The following is a 17,260-nucleotide window of genomic DNA, read 5'->3' on the forward strand; positions in this document are numbered from 1 at the left end:
ACCGCATCATCACCAGCCGGCGACCAACTCAGTCTGAACGGCGACGACCTGACGCTCGCCCGCGATCTCGTTGAGCCGGCCGGCCGTGACGTCGTCGAGGAAGAACAGCACCATGGACTGGCCGTTCTCCATCGAATGGAATCGCCGGCCGTCGTGCTCCAGCTCGGCCATCAGGTGACTGACCACCGTCAGGTCGGCCCAGTCGTCGCTGACCTGGATGTCCCAGCGGCGCCGGCGATCGCCGACCGCGTACTCGATCCACGCCTCCCCGATGTCGAGATCGACATGGTCGCGCAGGTCGGCCAGAGCGTCCGGCCGACCGGCGATCCGGCTCAGTTGCCTGGCGATCTTGACGTACGCGCCCGGCCCATGGACGCACTCGGTGTCGAAGTTCCACGCCCGGTCGCAGAACCACCGTCCCCACGGCTCGCTCTCGACCTCGATGCCGAGGGTGAACAGCACCAGGGAGAACGGCTCACGCTCGTACGCCTCTCGTGGAAATGAGTACAACAACTCCGCGACGGTCCGGCCTGCTGAAAGCGGCAGGCCCGACTCCGCCAACACCGATAGCTGATCTTCGAGCTTCACGATCGGCGATCGTAGTCCGCGGGTACGACATGGCCGGACTTGCCCTCAAGTGAGCTTGAGGTTCTACGGTTCCCACATCAGCCGACCTTCCCAGGGGGGAACCGAAAATGACGACGCCGCACATCTCCGCCACGCAGCCGGCCGCGTACTGGACCGGGCTGGCCTACGAGTCCGTCATCTCGTACATCCGGGACCAGCTCGCCGAAATCGGCTTCACCCAGCCTCAGTTCTGGCTGCTGCGCAACCTGTCGAAGAACGACATCTCGCCCGACGGCCAGGGCATGACCATCCCCGAACTCCAGCAGGCCATGAGCTCCTACCTCAGGGCCGAAGACGATCTGAAGGCGGAGGCGGAGGTTCTGCTGGAGCGCGGCTGGATCACCCGCGACGCCGACGAACGGCTGTGGATCACCGAGCCGGGGGACAAGGCCCGTGCCGGAGTCAAGGAGCACGCGCCGACGATCGGGGTCCGCATCCACAAGGACATCGATGACGCCGACTACGTCACCACCCTGAAGGTGCTCAAGCAACTGATCCAGAACACCGGTGGCACCCCGGCCTAGCCGTCCCCGCCCTGCCCACATCGCGTGTGCTTCGCCGCCAGGCCCTGCTCGTCCCGGCCTGGCGGCGCATGGGCGAGGCCGGGTGAGCGGGCGGATGCCCAGCTCAAGGCGTGGCGGTTGCTGCGGTGGCTCGTCAGGACCGTGATTCGCTCGGCCAGGCTGTCAGGTTGTCTGGGTGCGTCGGCGGCGTTGGTAGGCGATGGTGGTGGCGGCCATGAGTGGTGCCCAGGCGATGAGTGGCATGTAGAGGAGTCCGACGAGGAGGCGGCCTTGTTCGGTCATGCCGGGGTGGGGGATGGTCCACCAGAAGAGTAGTTGTGTCCAGAGCAGTGTGTGGATCGCGACGGCGGTCCAGGCGGGGATCAGTACGGCTTTGGTGGGGATGGTCGTTCCGCCCAGTCGTGGCACCCATCGCGGTACGACTTCGCCCCAGGGGTGGATGAGGGCGAGTGTGAGGATGGCGGCGATTTCCGCGAGGACGCTGAGGGCGACGAGGTAGACGGGGCCCCACTGGTCGGTGCCGACGAGGTCGTGGAGTCCTTGTTGGGTGTATCCGAGGGGGTGGCCGAGGGCGAGCCCGATCCGCCACAGGCTTGAGGGTAGGGCGACCAGTGCCGCGGTGTGTCCGGCCCACAGTGCCCAGCGCGGAACGTTCGAAACAGTCAGGCTCATGACCAAGATCCTGCTGGTCCAGCGGGTCGCCCGACTCCCCTCACAGAGTCGACCAGATCCCCCACACGGGTGAGTCCTGTCAGGAGAAGCCGTCGAGGACGGCGTGGCAGACCGGGGCGCTGAACGGGTCCGGAGGGATGAGCGGAACCGCTCGGGTCAGTACCTGCTCCGCTTCCGCGGTGACGTCGACGTGGGCGAAGCCGGCCCACAACGCGACGCCTTCACCGATGATGTTCACGCCTTCGGGCCGCAAGCCCGGCTTCATGTCCGAGTGTCGCGCGATGCTCCACAGGCTGTCGAGGTGAGCGATCGCGTCGCCGGCGTCGTAGTCGCCATGTTTCCAGATGCAGGCGATCAGCCCGGCAGCGATGTCCCAGATGTTCAATGCCGGTCCGATGCCGCTTCGGGTCTGCTGCGCCAGGCGGGCCACCTTCTCCTCAAGGACGGCATCCTGGTCGGATGGGCCGTCGATGGCGGCGAGTTCGGTCAGAGCCGGCCACCGGCAGCCGTCCTGGAGCAGTCGCGCGGCGATCCGGGGCCAGGAGTACAAGTACGGCAGATCCATATGTGGGGTGCTGGACGCGAGCGCGTGCACGACTCGTGTGGCACTGGCGATGTTCACCTGGCGAGGTTAAAGGCGAGGTGACCTCCCCGGGCGGACGTGCGGTGGCTGAACGCTCTGCTCCGCGGGTTCTTCCGGCTCCCGGTGCGGGTCAGTCGATGAGTCGGGCCCATACGGCCTTGCCGCCCTCCACCAGCGGGCGGGTGCCCCATTCATGGACGAGCATCGACAGCATCGGCAGCCCGCGCCCGGACTCCGCCGTCTGATCGGCCGGCCGTACGTCGGGCAGCCGGTCGCACTGGTCCCACACCTCGATGACGGGTGGGCCGTTCTCGGTTCGGACCAGCGCCACGATCATCTTCGTGCCCGTGTGCCTGTAGGCATTGGTGACGAGTTCGGTGATCACGAGCCGCGCCACGTAATCGTCGCCGAGGCCCCGTTGTCGGAACACCTCGCTGAGAAATGCGCGCGCCGCGGCGGGCGCCCGGTCGGTCGGCGCGAGGACGAGCGTCGCGGCCGTTGCGTGTGTGCGAGCGTTTATGTCGATCATGGGACGACCTTTGGAATGTTGTCCGACTGCCAGTCGAAATCATCACCCCTATGGCACGCTGTGTGACCGGAAGAACACGGTGACCGGCCGAAGTTCGGCCGTGCGGATCGCGTCACCAGCCATCACCGGCCATCACCGGCCGGGCCGACGAGGGGAGCAGCGGATGCCGCAGCGACCGAATGACCTACGTCCCTGGGAATCGCGGGAAGCGCTCTTCGGGAGCGAACTGCGGCATTACCGGGAGGCGGCCGGATTCTCCTGCCTCCAGCTCAGCCAGAAGATCCCGTACGCGAAGAGCACCATCAGCGCGGTCGAACGGGCCGAGTCGGGCTGCGACCGGAAGATGGCCGTCGAGGCGGACCGCGCCCTGGACGCCCGGGACGCGCTGACCCGCCTGTGGGACGGCCTGTTCAAGGGCGTGGGGGCCGTTCCGACCTGGTTCACCGACTGGTTCAAGCGTGAGCCGGACGCGATGCACATCCGCAGCTACCAGCCGCTCGCCGTCGACGGGCTGTTGCAGACCCCCGCGTACGCGACCGCCCTGCTGGACGGAAATGAGGGAGCGGCCGACACGCGAATGGTGCGGCAGAAGATTCTCACGCGGAGTGAGCCGGAGCCGCCCAATCTGCTGTGCGTTATCGACGAGTCGGTGCTCTATCGGGACATCGGCGGGAGGGGTGTCATGCGCGATCAGCTCGGACATCTGGTCGCCTTGTCATCACACCGGGTGAGAATTCAGATTGTCCCGTGCGTCCAGCATGGAGGGCTGTCCGGGCCGTTCGTGATAGGTACCTTCGCGGGTGGGAACGAGGTAGCATACAGGGATGGTGTTCTGCGTGGTGAGACGACCGTCGACCGTGAGGACATCATTCGTCTCGGGGAGATTTTCGCATTGATTCAGGCTCATGCCTATCCCCTCGGGCAGTCGATCGAACTTATTAAAAAGGTGGCGGCGGAAAAATGGAGTTGAACAACGCGCGGTGGCGGAAGTCCTCGCGCAGCGGTGACAACGGCGGCCACTGTGTGGAGGTCGCTCGGGTTTCGGCGGTGGTGGCGATTCGGGACAGCAAGGATCCGGGTGGGCCCGCGTTGCTGGTGAGCAGTGCGGGGTTCCGGCGGCTGGCCGAGGAGATCCGGGGCCGGTAGGTCCCGGCGGGCACGTCGCGCATGCCGGGTGGGGACGCGCCGGCAGCGGGCTCACGCCTGGGCGGCTTTGGGCGGCGGCGAGGTCGAGCGGGGCGGACCCGATCACGGTGCTCTCGCCGCCGGCCAGGGTGAGCAGCCCGTCGATCAGCCGCTCGTGCCGGCCGTGTGGCGGCCGGGCTGTGGCGACTAGCGGAGGTGGTGGAAGGTCGGCTTCGGGTGCATGAGGAAGTCGTGGTGCGAGATGTTCCACGCGTATGCGCCCGCCATGCCGAACGCCACCACGTCCCCGGGCCGGAGGGCCGGAACGGTGACGTGGCGGGCGAAGACGTCCTTGGGGGTGCACAGTTGCCCCACCAGCGTCGCGCGCCCGGCAGGCGGGCCGCTGGAGGCGGGGACGGCGAACGGCTGGTCGTGGCCCTTGGTGACGGGCGTGCGCAGATGGTGCGTCCCGCCGCGCAGGATCGCGTAGATCTCGCCGTGGGTGGTCTTCACGTCCAGCACGTCCGTCACGTACCAGCCGTGGTAAGCGGTGACGGCCCGTCCAGGCTCGATCCTGAGCCGGACGGTGCCGTCCCTGGGGAGGCCACGCCCGTAGGCCGTCCAGTCGAAGCGGGCTTCTGGGGAGCGGTAGTCGACCGCCATGCCGCCGCCCACGTTCACCTCTGGGCGGCGGACGCCGCGCGCCGCGAGCCAGGGCAGCGCCCAGCCGGTGACCTGCCCGGCGAGGTCGAGCATCGTGGGCGCGTCCAGGCCCGACGCCAGGTGCGCGTGGACGCCGCGCAGCCGGATGCCGGGCGTACGGGCGATCTCACGCGCGCACACGTCCAGCGTGTCCTCGTCCATGCCGAACGGGCCGCTCATCGTCAGGGCCGCACCGGGAAGCGCGATCGCGAGGTTGGCGCGCAGCAGGACGTCCACGGGACGCCCGGACGCGAGTTCGGCCAGGCGTGCCGGTTCGTTCGGGCTTTCCACGTGGATCCGCTCCACGGCCAGCCGCATGGCGAGTGCGATCTCGTCGTCCGATTTTCCGGGGCCGCCGTAGGCGAGGCGGACGTTCGGCAGAGTCTCGCGCACGTGGGCGAGTTCGCCGCCGGACGACACTTCGACGCCGTCCACATGGGGTTCCAGCGTCCGCAGGATCTCCGGGTCCGGATTGGCCTTCGCCGCGTAGAAGAGCTCCACCGGGCCCAGCGCGGCGCGGATCGCGGCGGCGTGCGCGCTCAGGCCGCGCAGGTCGTACACGTAGGCGGGGTAGCGATCCAGGCGCCGCACATAGGCGGCGACATGTGCAGGCAGCTCCACGGACGGCGCCGCCTCAACCAGGGAACGGCGTGGACGGGGCGAGCGGGTTGGCGACCTGTACGTAGACGGCCTCCCGGTCGGCGGTACGGCCCCAGCGGGCGCGCAGGTTCGCCTTCGCGGGGAGCGGGACCCCGGCCAGCAGCGCGCGCATCTCCGGACGGTCCGACGCGGACGCGAAATGGCGGCGGGCGGTCGGCCACAGGTCCCCGTCCAGCTCCGGATGCAGATCGGCGACGGCGGCGGCGATCTCGGCCAGATGGTTCACGAGCAGGCAGTAGACGACGCGGTTCCAGCCGCGCCCAGGTTCGTAGGTCAGCGCCTCCCGCACCCGGGACGGCAGGCCCGCCGTCGCCTCGTCCCAGCGTCCGGAGGCGAGCTTGGTCCCCTCCAGGTCGCGGAAGACGGCCCGGATCGGCATCCCGTCGGCGTCCACGGAGACCAGGACGTTCTGGAGATGCGGTTCGAGGATCACGCCGTGGTCCAGGTAGGCGTGCAGCACCGGCGGCGCAACCCGCGCCACGTAGGCGTCCCACCAGGCCAGTGCCCCGTCGGGGGTGGCGAGAGCGGGCAGCCCGCTCAGGACCGTCCCGTACGGATCGGCCAGGGCGCCCGCCAGTAGGGGAGTGCCGGACAGGCCGCCGACGCCCTGGCGGAGGATCACGCCGAGCCCCTCGAACAGGCGCGGATCGGCCAGTGCCACACTGCGGTACGCGGGCTCGCCTAGAAGGACGCAACCATCGAAGCGCTTCCCCAGCGCCGCGAAGACGGGACCGAGCAGCCGGTTTAGGACCACCGCGCCGGACAGCTCGTACCACGCGTTCTTGCGCACGCAGTTGGTGATGCGCACGTCCAGGCTGAATTTGCAGAACACGTCCGCCGCTGGGACGTAGACCGTTCGGACCGAAGACGTGGCGACCACCTCTGGCCCGGACGGCCCGAGGTCCTGGACGAGCCCCTCGCCGAGTGCGCGACGCAGCACCGGACGGTCGTCCAGTAGAGAGAGCTGCCACGGATGCGCGGGCAGTAGCCGATGCCCCGCAGGGACACGCGGCCCGAGACGCTCCAGCGACGCGAACGCCTCCGCGTCGCCCTCCTCGGCGAGCAGCTCCTCCCGCACGGCGAGCCAGTGCGGCCTGAACCGGGCCCGCGCTTCCGGCGCATAGGGAAGCCATCGCGCGACGTCCCCCTGCCGGGCCTTAGGCGACGGATGGAACCGATGCCCCGCCACCATGGCCTGCTCCGACTCGACATACCGTCCGATCCGCTCCGGCAGACCGGCCTCCGGCTCACGCACGCGCTGCCCTGCGCGTGCACCGGGCGTACTGGGCGAGCCGTCCCCGCCATCTGGGCCGTCCGCGTCGTCCGCGTCGTCCGCGTCGTGTGCGTCGCGTGCGCACAGGATGGCGACGAGCGCGGCGTGGCTGTCGCCGACCTGCGCCAGGAACTCGGGGTTGGCTCGGCCGGTCGCCAGTTCCAGCTCTCCGGCGACCAGGTCCGCCAGCCGGTCCCATCCGGCGGCGATCCATCCGCCGTCCCCGCGCCGCTCCTCGTAGGGCGGCGTCAGGCGCCAGGTCGGGCCGGCCGGGGGACGGGCGAGGCCGGCGCGCAGCAGCACCCCCGCGCGGGGGAGCCGGACCACGAGGCGCCCCCCGTCCGGCCACACCTGCCGATCGGGCGCGCAGACCTCTCTGACCAGGCAGTTGAGCAGCGCGGTGGCGGTGGCGTCGGCGGCGCACAGCGCCCGTTTCGTCAGCAGCACGTTCCGTCCCGAAGGTAGTTGGGCCCGAGCGGGCCGTAGTGCTTGTTGATGTCGGCCGCGCCCGTCCTGGCCTTGTCGACGAGGGTCCCGGCGGTGACCATGGCCTTTCCCGGCAGGCGCGCCGCGTCCAGGGTGCGGGCGCGCAGGAACGCGTCCTGTGGGCCGAGCGCCGCGTCGAGCCGGTCGCGGACCATCGCCAGACCCGTCCGCAACGGCAGCAGGCCCCGCTCCGCCAGCCCGAACGCGGGCGCGGCGGCGCACAGGTGCAGGGTGATGGTGACGAAGACGCGCGCGAGGGCCTCCGGGTCGCGCGTCGTCATCCGCCGGTCGATGAGGCCACCCGGGTCGGCGCCGTCCCTGTCCCCGTCCCTGTCACCGTCCCCGGGTCCGAGCCGCTCCCGCAGCCGGACGGGATCGATCAGCGTCCCGTCATAGTCCTTGACCAGCAGGCGAAGCAGACCACCCGCACCGTCGCCGTCGGTGCCACCGGACAGGACCAGTGACACGTTCTGCTGATGCGCCTCCAGCGCGATTCCATAGCGGAAGAGCGCGACGTTCAGGGTCAGCAACGCGTCCAGGTAGGCGCCGAAGAGGGACGGCACATCCCAGCGTTCGATCACGCACCCGCCCTCCGGAGCCTCCGCCAGCAGGGCTGCGACCGGCACCACGTGCGCCCGCGCGGTCTGCTCGGGGAAGCGCCGGACCAGGTAGCCCAGGAGGGGAGATCCGGCGTGGCCATAGGTCTGTTCGTCAGCGAGCAGCAGTGGAAGGTCCGGTTCGTGTGCGACCACGCGGCGCAGGATCCGTTCCGTGAGAGCACCGTCCGGCAGCGTGCCCGGCACGATCGTCCGACGGTTGCGCAGGCCGAGCGTGCTCGTCGGCAGCGGCATCTTCAGGTGCGTGAACGGCCCCGCCACCACGGTTCGCATCGACAGCGTGGGGACGACCTGGAGGAACGGTTCCGCGTCGACCGTCACGCCCGGCAGCTCCTTGAGGAAGGGCGCGGTCAGCGGATGCACGGGAAACATCGTCCGACCGTCCGGCCCGTCCGGCCACCAGTCCGGACGCACGCCCGCCAGCGTCGCCTCACAACGCGGGACCGTCGCCCACCGCAGCGGGAACACCGGCCCGAACTCCGGCGCGTACCGGTTCAGGTCGGCCCTGCTCAGCCCGGCCCGGGAGCGTCCCGTCGGGTGGACGGGATGGTCGGTGAACGCGGCGAGCGTCTCGTAGAAGGGGCCCGGCCCGCGCCGCAGCTCCTCGGGAACCCGTCCCAGCCGCCGCAGCACCGCCGGACGCTCCTGCTCATGCAACCGCAGCGTCGCCAGCGCGGACTCGCACTCCCGCTCGAACGCCGCCACGTCGTCACGCGGATCGGCCAGTGCCCGCACGGCAGCGAACACCTCGTCCAACCGCAGCCCTTGGCCTGGGTCCACGATCAGATCCGCGAGGAACCCGGGGCGCGCGTCCAGCAGCCGTACGGGCCGCCCCGCCAACCGGAGCAGCCGCCGGTCGCGGTCGACGAAGCCCCGCAACCCCGCGTAGTCCTCGCGCACGAGCGCGTCCAGAACCCGCGCGGCCAGCACGCCCTCGCCCCCCGACACCCCTTCGCAGCCCTCCGCGGTCACGCGATCGTCCACGAGTGGGCGGCGCGGAATCGGGCGATGGCGGCCTCGATGCCGTCCGCGTCCGGCCCGATCGCGCGGATCGTGCCCAGGTAGTCCCGGTTGGTGCGGGTCAAGGGGAAGGCGTCGCCGACGGCGCGCTGTGGCCGGTACGCGACGCGTACGGCCCCATCGGTCACCTCCATGGGGCCGGGGGCGCCGGTGAGCGTGCCCGCGCGGTCGGCGATGACCGCCTCGGCCACAGCGTGCCGCCGGGACCGCGGCCGGGGCCGTTCCGCGTCCAGCCGTTCGCCCAGGTGGACGCGGAGGATCTGCTCGAACAGCGGAACGCCCAGCAGGTCGGCCATCAGGAAGTCGCAGTGGTCGCCGATGAGCCGGTAGTTGACCTCGATGATCCGGGCGCGTCCCTCGTGCACGACGAACTCGGTGTGGCACGCGCCGAACCCCACGCCCAGCCGCTCGAGCTGTGCCAGCACCTGCCCGGTCTCCGGCGGCGGGGGAGCCCATTCCAGGCGCTCCTCGATGAAGTACGGCGGCGGCGACACCCTCGTGCGGAACGACCCCAGCACGCGCAGCTCGCTGCCGTCACCCAGCGTCTCCAGCGTGTGCAGCGCGCCCGGAAGATACTCCTCGGCGATGAGCGGATCGTCCCGCCGAGCCCGGATCTCGTCGCGCCGTGCGGCCAGCTCACGCGCGTCGCGCACGAGGAAGACGTCCTCGCTGGCCACGCCCTCTCGCGGTTTGAGGACGAGCGGGTAGGGCGCGCCGTCCGGCACCCCGTTCCCGTCCGGATCCGCCGCGAACACCGGATCGAGGCCCGCCAGGTGACCGCGCATGAGCGACTTGTTCTTGGCCCGGGTCGCCGCCCGCCAGTCCTTGGCGGGCAGCCCGGAATAGGCGGCGGCCAGCGCCGCGGGCGCCTGGAGGAAGTCGCTGTTGGAGAACACCGCCGCGGGCGCCGCCGCGCACGCGATGATCTCCCGGAAGTCGGTGACGTCGCATTCGACGACCGTGCGGTCGGCTCCGGCATGGGCGGCCGGACGGTCGGTGAGGAGGACCACGTCCAGCCCGAGCCGTTGGGCGGCCGGCAGGAACCCGTACGTCACCGAGTCGGTCGCCTTGCCGGCGACGAGACAGAGCGAGGCGGCCACGGCCACCCTTCCACATCGAGGTCAGTGAGGTAAGGCTTGCCTAACTCGAAGACCATAGTGGCGGGGGGCCGGAGCGCGTGCAAGAACGATGACACCGCGTGTCCCGGCGCGTCCGGCTTTCGAGAGGATGGGGCCATGGACCTCCTCGACCGGTGGATCGCGCTGGCCGGACCGCAGACCCGGCACATCGGCGCCGAGCTGGACGCCCGCTACGCCGAGCCGCACCGCCGCTACCACACCCGCGAGCACCTCACCGCCGTCCTCGACCTGGTGGACGAGCTGGCCGGCGACGCCGCCGAGCCCGACGCCGTCCGGCTGGCGGCCTGGTTCCACGACGCCGTCTACGACCCCGAACGCGCCGACAACGAGGAACGCAGCGCCCGGCTCGCCGCCCGCATGCTCGCCGACACCGACCTGCCGGACGCGACCGTCACCGAGGTCGTCCGGCTGGTCGAGCTCACCACCACGCACGCTCCCGAGCCCGCCGACCGCAACGGCCAGGTGCTCTGCGACGCCGACCTGGCCGTCCTGGGCACGGACCCGGCCCGCTACGCCGCCTACGCGGCGGCCGTGCGGGAGGAGTACGGGTTCGTCCCCGACGAGTTCTTCAAGGCTGGACGCGCCGAGGTCCTCCAGGGCCTCCTCGCCCTGCCCGTCCTCTTCCACACGCCCGCCGCCCAGGAGCGCTTCGAGCAGCGCGCCCGGCACAACATCGAGACCGAACTACTGCTGCTCAACGCATGAGACGGCCCGTCCCAAGGCAGGCGGCGCGGCCTGTCCCTAGGCAAGCGTGGCGGCCTGTTCCTAGGCAAGCGTCGCGGGCCGCTCCAGCGTGGCCGGTTGTTCCAGCGTGGCGGGCCGCTCTAGCGTGGCGGGTCGCTCCGGGCGGCGTGACCGCACGACCTTCCGCCGGCGCAGCCCGGCGCAGGTCAGCCGCGACAGCAGCTCCTGGCAGCCCACGGCCTGGGCCCCCAGCGTCAACGCCGACTCGTACAGCTCGGACGGCACGTCGTAGTGGTCGCGCTCGAACGCCCGAACCGGCATGCCCAGCCCTGCCGCGAACGCGTGCAGCTCCGCGAACGACATGTCGCTGATCATGTGCGACCACACCCGCCCACGCGCCGGCCACAACGGCGGATCGATCAGGATCACCACAACTCCAAAGGACACAGAGCCGATCTCGTACAGTGCCAGACAGTACGACATGCGAAGGGGCACGCAGATGGACGCAGCGGCATATATCACTGCCAACCGGGACCGGTTCGTCGCTGACCTCAAGGAATGGCTCGCGATCCCGTCGATATCCGGCGACCCGGCGCACGCCGGCGACGTGCGGCGTTCGGCCGACTGGCTCGCCGCCCACCTGAACGCCCAGGGGTTCCCGACCGTGGAGGTCTGGGAGACCGGGACGCCGCAGGCCCCCGGGCTCCCCTCGGTCTTCGCCGAATGGCCCGCCGCCGATCCCGCGGCGCCCACCGTCCTGGTCTACGGCCACCACGACGTGCAGCCCGTCGAGCCCCGCGCCGAGTGGGACACCGACCCGTTCACCCCCGTCGAGGACGGCGACCGGCTCATCGGCCGCGGCACCTCCGACGACAAGGGGCAGGTGTTCTTCCACACCCTCGGCGTCCGCGCCGGGCTGGCCGCGTCCGGCGCCGCCGCCCCGCCCGTCACGATCAAGATGCTGGTCGAGGGCGAGGAGGAGTCGGGCTCGGTGCACTTCGCCGGCCTGCTGCGCGCCCGCCGCGACCGGCTCCGCTGCGACGCGGTCGTGATCAGCGACACCACGATGTGGGCCGCGGACGTCCCCTCGATGTGCACCGGCATGCGCGGTCTCGCCGAGGTCGAGGTCACGCTCCGCGGGCCCGCCACCGACCTGCACTCCGGCTCGTTCGGCGGCGCCGTGCCGAACCCGCTGCACGCGATGGCGTCCCTGCTCGCCGCGCTGCACGACGCCGACGGCCGCGTCACCCTGCCCGGCTTCTACGACGACGTCGTCCCGCTGACCGAGGCCGAGCGCGAGCTCTTCGCCCGCCTCCCCTTCGACGAGGACGCCTGGCTGCGCACCGCCGGCGACAGCCGCGCCCCGCACGGCGAGCGCGGCTTCAGCACGCTCGAACGGATCTGGGCCCGCCCGACCGCCGAAGTCAACGGCCTGTGGGGCGGGCACACCGGCCCCGGCGGCAAGACGATCGTCCCGCGCGAGGCGCACGCCAAGATCTCGTTCCGGCTGGTCGCCGGCCAGGACCCGGTCACGGTCCAGGAGGCGTTCAAGGTCTGGGTGGACGAGCACACCCCGCACGGCGTCGCCGCCGAGGTGCGCGTCCCGGGCGGCGGCGTCCGGCCGTGCTTCTCGCCGATCGACTCGCCCGGCGTCCGGGCCGCGCGGCGCGCGATGGAGCGGGCGTTCGGCACCGAGGTGCTGTTCACCCGCGAGGGCGGCAGCGGCCCCGAGGCCGACCTCGCCGACATCCTGGACGCCCCGCTGATCTTCGTCGCCGTCGGCCTCAACGGCGACCGCATCCACGCGCCGAACGAGAAGGTCGAGCTCCCGCTGCTGCTGAAGGGGGCCGAGGCGGCGGCCTACCTGTGGGAGGAACTCGCCACCGCGCTGCGCTGACCAGAAGGCCGGCGGGCGCCCGCCGCGCCCGCCACCAGGCAGGACACCCGACCGGCACCCGGATGAAGGAGATCGAGACACGTGACCGAGACGCCCCTCGAATGGCTGGCCCTGGCGCGAGGCACCCTTGACCGGGTCGCCCTGCGCCGCCGGGACGACGCCTGGCTGAAGACGGCCTGGGCGGACCCGCGCACCCGGGTGCTGGTGGTCGAGGACGGGCGCTCGCTCGTGTCGCACGACCCGGACCCCGCGCTGGTGTTCGTCCCGCCAGGGGACGCGCCGCCCGGCGACCGCTGGCTGCTCGGCGTCGACCCGGCCGGCGTCGCCTACTTCGGGACCGCCGCCCCGCTGCCGGCGATCGAGGGGACCGAACCCGCCGGGCTCCGCCGCGTCGGCGCGCTGCTGAACGACCGCGACTCGGGCCTGCTCACGTTCGTCGTCGCGCTGGAGCACTGGCACGCGACCCACCTGTTCTGCCCGCGCTGCGGCGCACCGACGGAGGTCAGGTCGGCCGGCCACGTGCGCACGTGCACCGAGGACGGGTCCGATCACTTCCCCCGCGTCGACCCCGCCGTGATCATGCTGGTGACCGACGCGGCCGACCGGATCCTGCTGGCCCGCGGCCCGCAGTGGCCCGCCGACCGCCGGTCCATCCTGGCCGGGTTCGTCGAGCCGGGGGAGTCCCTCGAACAGGCCGTCGCCCGCGAGGTGATGGAGGAGGTCGGGCTCGCGGTCCGCGACGTCCGCTACCTGGGCAGCCAGCCGTGGCCGCTGCCGCGCAGCCTCATGCTGGGCTTCACTGCGAAGGCCGACGGCGACGTCCCACTGCGCCCCGACCCCGAAGAGATCCTGGACGCCGCCTGGTACACCCGCGCCGAACTGCGCGAGGCCGTCGAGGCGGGCGAGATCGTCGCCCCCGGCCCGCTGTCCATCGCCGCCCAGCTCATCATGCGCTGGTACGGCGGCGAACTCCCCAACATGCCGCACTTCTGAGCGCGCCGCTCCGAGCGCGGTGTCCTGAACCCGTGGTTTTCGGGCGCGACGTCTGAGCGCGACGTCTGAACGCAACAAGGCCCGCCGCCCCGTGCCGGGACGGCGGGCCTTGGCGGGGTGGCGTCAGCCCTCCGAGGCCAGCTCGGCGAGATGGCGCTTGACCTCCTTGGCGCTGGGGTTGGTGAGGACGATCGTGTCGCCGATGGTGACGGTCGGGACGGTCTGGTTCCCGCCGTTGACGCTCATCACGAACTCGGCCGCCGCCGGGTCGCGCTCGATGTCGACCTCCGCCATCTCGATGCCGTCGCGGGCGAGCTGGCTCTTCAGCCGCCGGCAGAACCCGCACCACGTGGTCGTGTACATGGTCAGCTGCCCGGTGGGGCCCTTGGCCCGCTGGGTGGTCGGCGTCGCCATCGGTGCGTCGTCTCCCTCGTTCAAATGATCTGTTTAATACCGCGTAAAGAAGAACATACGATCTCCGGCCCGCATTCCGGAGGTTATCCACAGTGGTGCGCCGTGCGGATCCGGTCGGCGGCGGCTGCAAGGATGGGGGCATGTTGGCTGAAGGGGTGCTGGAGGGCCTGGACCCTGACCAGCGCGAGGTCGCCGAGGCGGTGCGCGGTCCGGTGTGCGTGCTCGCGGGCGCCGGCACCGGCAAGACCAGGGCGATCACCCACCGGATCGCCTACGCCACGCTGACCGGCGTCGTCGCGCCGCAGCGGGTGCTGGCCGTGACGTTCACCAACCGGGCCGCGGCCGAGCTGCGCGGGCGGCTCCGCGAGCTCGGCGCGCCGGGCGTGCAGGCCCGCACCTTCCACGCCGCGGCGCTGCGCCAGCTCACCTACTTCTGGCCGCGCGTCGTCGGCGGCGAGCCACCCAAGATCATCGACTCCAAGATCGGCCTGGTCGCGGACGCCGCGCGGTCCTGCCGGCTCTCGTTCGGCCGCGGCGAGCTGCGCGACATCGCCGCCGAGATCGAGTGGGCCAAGGTCACCCAGAACCGCCCGGAGGACTACGCCGCCGCGGTCGCCGCGTCCGTCCGCAAGACACCCGCCGACGTGATCGACGTCGCCCGCGTCTACGCGATGTACGAGCAGCTCCGCCGCGAGCGCAACCTGCTCGACTTCGAGGGCATGCTCGAGCTGACCGCCGCCGTGCTCACCGAGCACCGCGAGGTGGCCCGGCAGGTCCGCGAGCAGTACCGCTACTTCGTCGTCGACGAGTTCCAGGACGTCAACCCGCTCCAGAAGCTGCTGCTCGACACCTGGCTCGGCGACCGCGACGACCTGTGCGTGGTCGGCGACCCCAACCAGACGATCTACTCCTTCACCGGCGCGAGCCCCGCGCACCTGCTCGGCTTCACCCGCGAGCACCCGGACGCCAAGCTCGTCAAGCTGACCCGCGACTACCGCTCCACGCCCCAGGTCGTCGGGCTGGCCAACGGCGTCATCGGCCAGGCCCGCGGCGCCGCGGCCCAGAGCTACCGGCTGGAGTTGGTGGCGCAGCGCCCGCCCGGCCCCGAGCCGATCTTCAACGAGTACGACGACGAGGTCGCCGAGGCCGACGACATCGCCCGCCGCGCCCGCAAGCTCGTCGACGAGGGCGTGCCCGCCCGCGAGATCGCCGTCCTCTACCGGATCAACTCCCAGTCCGAGAACTACGAGGCGGCGCTCGCCGCCGCCGGCGTCCCGTACGTGCTGCGCGGCGCCGAGCGGTTCTTCGAGCGCCCCGAGGTCCGCGAGGCGGTCATCCGGCTGCGCGGCGCCGCCCGCGCCGGCGCCGACGCCGAGACCGACGGCACCGGGCTGATCATGACCGTCCGGCACGTGCTGTCCGGCGCGGGCTTCAGCGACCGGGCTCCCGAGGGCGCCGGCGTCGCCCGCGCCCGCTGGGAGTCGCTGGCCGCCCTCGCCCAGCTCGCCGAGGACATGGCCGCCGCCGACCCGCGCGCCGCGCTGCCCGAGTTCGTCGCCGAGCTGGAGGAGCGCGCCGCCGCCCAGCACGCCCCGCCGCTCGAGGGCGTCACGCTGGCCTCCCTGCACGCCGCCAAGGGCCTGGAGTGGGACGCGGTGTTCCTGGCCGGGCTGGTCGAGGGCACCCTGCCGATCATCTACGCCGAGACGCCCGAGCAGATCGAGGAGGAGCGCCGCCTGCTCTACGTCGGCGTGACCCGCGCCCGTGCGCACCTGTCGCTGTCGTGGGCGCTGTCGCGGTCGCCCGGCGGGGCTCGGCGCCGCCGCCCGTCCCGCTTCCTCGACGGGCTCACCGGCAAGACCACCACGCACACCCCGGCCCGCGTCGACCGCGGCAAGCGCCGAGGCGCCAAGGGCCCGCAGCCCTGCCGCGTCTGCGGCCGGCCGCTCACCGCCGCCGTCGAACGCAAGCTCGGCCGCTGCGAGGACTGCCCCGTCGAGCTCAACGAGGAGCTGCTCATCGCCCTCAAGGAGTGGCGCGCCGGCGTCTCGTCCGAGCAGCGCGTCCCCGCCTACGTGGTCTTCACCGACGCCACCATCCAGGCCATCGCCGAACGCGACCCCGGCTCCCTGGAGGAGCTGGCCCAGATCCCCGGCGTCGGCAAGGTGAAGATCGACAAGTACGGCGCCGCCGTCCTGGCCCTCTGCGGCCCCTGACCCCCGGGCGCCCGGTGCCCGGCCCCCGCGCCCCGCGCCGCCTCGCGCCCGCGCACCGCCCTCTCGCACCCTCGCGCCACCGCGTCCACCAGGTGCGGGAGGGGTGAGACACCGCTCACAGGGGCCCCTTTGGGAGACTGGCCGCTGTGAAGGAGACTCTGAAGGCACTGATCGACCTGCTGGACCTCGAGCAGATCGAGAACGACATCTTCCGCGGGCGCAGTCCCGAGGACCGCCAGCAGCGCGTCTTCGGCGGGCAGGTCGCCGGGCAGGCGCTGGTCGCCGCGGGCCGCACCGTGCCGGTGAACCGGCCGGTGCACTCGCTGCACGCCTACTTCATCCGGCCCGGCGATCCGCTGGTCCCGATCGTCTACACCGTCGACCGGGTCAGGGACGGGCGGTCCTTTACCACCCGCCGGGTCACCGCGATCCAGCACGGCAAGGCGATCTTCACGCTGTCGGCGTCGTTCCAGATCGTCGAGGACGGCCCGCACCACCAGGCCGCGATGCCCGCCGCGCCCGAGCCCGAGACGCTGCCGCACGCGCTGGAGCGGCTGACGCCGCTGTTCGGCGAGCGGGTCGCGGCCGAGTTCGTGAACCGGCGCCCGTTCGATGTGCGGCACGCCAGCCCGCTCACCTGGGAGGCGGCCGGCGACGCCGAGCTCGCCACGCCCGAGTCGACGGTGTGGCTGAAGGTGGACGGCGAGCTGCCCGACGACCCGCTGCTGCACGTGTGCCTGATGACCTACGCCTCGGACATGACCCTGCTCGACACCGTGCTGCTCAACCACGGCCTGGCCTGGGGCGACAAGCGCACGATGGGGGCCAGCCTCGACCACGCGATGTGGTTCCACCGGCCGTTCCGCGCCGACGACTGGCTGCTCTACTACCAGGACACCCCGTTCGCGGGCGGCGCGCGCGGCCTGGCCAGGGGTCAGGTCTTCACCCGTTCCGGCGAGCTGGTGGTGTCGGTGATGCAGGAGGGGCTCGTCCGCGTCTCCGATTCCTGACGGCCGCGGGCGGGGCGAGTGAGGTCACCCACAAAACCGCAGGTCAAAAATATCTTGATTGATTCGCCGCAGTCGCCGTACTCTCGATG

General features: G+C 71.6%; 18 protein-coding genes. 8 read left to right on the forward strand and 10 right to left on the reverse strand.

What is annotated here, in order from left to right:
* Nucleotides 1-9 precede the first annotated feature (9 nt).
* Nucleotides 10-588, reverse strand: a complete 579-nt coding sequence (locus tag OHA34_RS30895) for a hypothetical protein (protein WP_285937835.1) — start codon at nucleotides 586-588, stop codon at nucleotides 10-12.
* 107 nt (nucleotides 589-695) lie between these two features.
* On the opposite strand from OHA34_RS30895, the gene OHA34_RS30900 reads away from it, so the two are divergent.
* Nucleotides 696-1,151: a MarR family winged helix-turn-helix transcriptional regulator gene (locus tag OHA34_RS30900; RefSeq protein ID WP_285937834.1), complete on the forward strand. Its 456-nt coding sequence runs from the start codon at nucleotides 696-698 to the stop codon at nucleotides 1,149-1,151.
* A 162-nt stretch (nucleotides 1,152-1,313) separates the two neighbouring features.
* Here OHA34_RS30900 and OHA34_RS30905 read toward each other — a convergent pair whose 3' ends face one another.
* From OHA34_RS30905 to OHA34_RS30915, 3 genes are all read right to left on the reverse strand, one after another.
* The gene (locus OHA34_RS30905) at nucleotides 1,314-1,823 is read right to left on the reverse strand and encodes a hypothetical protein (RefSeq protein WP_329519681.1); all 510 of its coding nucleotides are present in this window, start codon (nucleotides 1,821-1,823) and stop codon (nucleotides 1,314-1,316) included.
* 79 nt (nucleotides 1,824-1,902) lie between these two features.
* Nucleotides 1,903-2,445 (reverse strand): hypothetical protein, encoded by a 543-nt coding sequence (locus tag OHA34_RS30910; protein ID WP_285937832.1) that lies wholly within the window; start codon nucleotides 2,443-2,445, stop codon nucleotides 1,903-1,905.
* Between the two features lie 91 nt (nucleotides 2,446-2,536).
* A complete protein-coding gene (locus OHA34_RS30915) occupies nucleotides 2,537-2,935 on the reverse strand; it encodes an ATP-binding protein (protein WP_329519682.1) in 399 nt (132 codons plus the stop codon).
* Nucleotides 2,936-3,098: 163 nt separating this feature from the next.
* Here OHA34_RS30915 and OHA34_RS30920 point away from each other — a divergent pair, with 163 nt between their 5' ends.
* Nucleotides 3,099-3,905: a helix-turn-helix domain-containing protein gene (locus tag OHA34_RS30920; protein ID WP_329519683.1), complete on the forward strand. Its 807-nt coding sequence runs from the start codon at nucleotides 3,099-3,101 to the stop codon at nucleotides 3,903-3,905.
* Nucleotides 3,896-4,081, forward strand: coding sequence for a DUF397 domain-containing protein (locus tag OHA34_RS30925; RefSeq protein ID WP_285937829.1), 186 nt, complete (start codon nucleotides 3,896-3,898; stop codon nucleotides 4,079-4,081). Before OHA34_RS30920 ends, OHA34_RS30925 begins: the two co-directional genes overlap by 10 nt.
* Nucleotides 4,082-4,267: 186 nt before the next feature.
* Here OHA34_RS30925 and OHA34_RS30930 read toward each other — a convergent pair whose 3' ends face one another.
* From OHA34_RS30930 to OHA34_RS30945, 4 genes are read right to left on the reverse strand one after another with little or no spacing between them, the layout of a single operon-like run.
* Nucleotides 4,268-5,383: an alanine racemase gene (locus OHA34_RS30930; RefSeq protein WP_329519684.1), complete on the reverse strand. Its 1,116-nt coding sequence runs from the start codon at nucleotides 5,381-5,383 to the stop codon at nucleotides 4,268-4,270.
* 13 nt (nucleotides 5,384-5,396) lie between these two features.
* Entirely contained in the window at nucleotides 5,397-7,142 is a 1,746-nt protein-coding gene (locus OHA34_RS30935) for an IucA/IucC family protein (RefSeq protein WP_329519685.1), read from the reverse strand.
* Complete coding sequence (locus OHA34_RS30940; RefSeq protein ID WP_329519686.1) at nucleotides 7,133-8,770, reverse strand: IucA/IucC family protein; 1,638 nt, start codon at nucleotides 8,768-8,770, stop codon at nucleotides 7,133-7,135. The genes OHA34_RS30935 and OHA34_RS30940 overlap by 10 nt, the downstream gene beginning before the upstream one ends.
* Nucleotides 8,767-9,918, reverse strand: coding sequence for an ATP-grasp domain-containing protein (locus OHA34_RS30945; protein WP_329519687.1), 1,152 nt, complete (start codon nucleotides 9,916-9,918; stop codon nucleotides 8,767-8,769). Before OHA34_RS30945 ends, OHA34_RS30940 begins: the two co-directional genes overlap by 4 nt.
* 135 nt (nucleotides 9,919-10,053) lie before the next feature.
* Between OHA34_RS30945 and OHA34_RS30950 the strand changes: the two genes are divergently transcribed.
* On the forward strand, nucleotides 10,054-10,662 hold the full coding sequence (locus OHA34_RS30950; protein ID WP_285937824.1) for an HD domain-containing protein: 609 nt from the start codon (nucleotides 10,054-10,056) through the stop codon (nucleotides 10,660-10,662).
* A gap of 60 nt (nucleotides 10,663-10,722) precedes the next feature.
* On the opposite strand, the gene OHA34_RS30955 is transcribed toward OHA34_RS30950, so the two are convergent.
* Entirely contained in the window at nucleotides 10,723-11,070 is a 348-nt protein-coding gene (locus OHA34_RS30955; protein WP_443029596.1) for a DUF4031 domain-containing protein, read from the reverse strand.
* Nucleotides 11,071-11,140: 70 nt separating this feature from the next.
* On the opposite strand from OHA34_RS30955, the gene OHA34_RS30960 reads away from it, so the two are divergent.
* Together OHA34_RS30960 and nudC are read left to right on the forward strand one after the other, a co-directional pair.
* Nucleotides 11,141-12,538 (forward strand): dipeptidase, encoded by a 1,398-nt coding sequence (locus tag OHA34_RS30960; RefSeq protein WP_285937823.1) that lies wholly within the window; start codon nucleotides 11,141-11,143, stop codon nucleotides 12,536-12,538.
* 81 nt (nucleotides 12,539-12,619) lie between these two features.
* On the forward strand, nucleotides 12,620-13,531 hold the full coding sequence (nudC, locus tag OHA34_RS30965; protein ID WP_285937822.1) for an NAD(+) diphosphatase: 912 nt from the start codon (nucleotides 12,620-12,622) through the stop codon (nucleotides 13,529-13,531).
* A 123-nt stretch (nucleotides 13,532-13,654) separates the two neighbouring features.
* Here the strand turns inward: nudC and OHA34_RS30970 are convergent, their stop codons facing one another.
* On the reverse strand, nucleotides 13,655-13,945 hold the full coding sequence (locus OHA34_RS30970) for a mycoredoxin (protein WP_285937820.1): 291 nt from the start codon (nucleotides 13,943-13,945) through the stop codon (nucleotides 13,655-13,657).
* Nucleotides 13,946-14,085: 140 nt separating this feature from the next.
* Here OHA34_RS30970 and OHA34_RS30975 point away from each other — a divergent pair, with 140 nt between their 5' ends.
* Nucleotides 14,086-16,161: an ATP-dependent DNA helicase UvrD2 gene (locus OHA34_RS30975; RefSeq protein ID WP_285937819.1), complete on the forward strand. Its 2,076-nt coding sequence runs from the start codon at nucleotides 14,086-14,088 to the stop codon at nucleotides 16,159-16,161.
* A 146-nt stretch (nucleotides 16,162-16,307) separates the two neighbouring features.
* Complete coding sequence (tesB, locus tag OHA34_RS30980) at nucleotides 16,308-17,171, forward strand: acyl-CoA thioesterase II (protein WP_285937818.1); 864 nt, start codon at nucleotides 16,308-16,310, stop codon at nucleotides 17,169-17,171.
* The last annotated feature ends 89 nt before the right edge of the window (nucleotides 17,172-17,260 follow it).

This window comes from Spirillospora sp. NBC_01491 (genome assembly GCF_036227065.1).
Lineage (GTDB): Bacteria > Actinomycetota > Actinomycetes > Streptosporangiales > Streptosporangiaceae > Spirillospora > Spirillospora xylanilytica.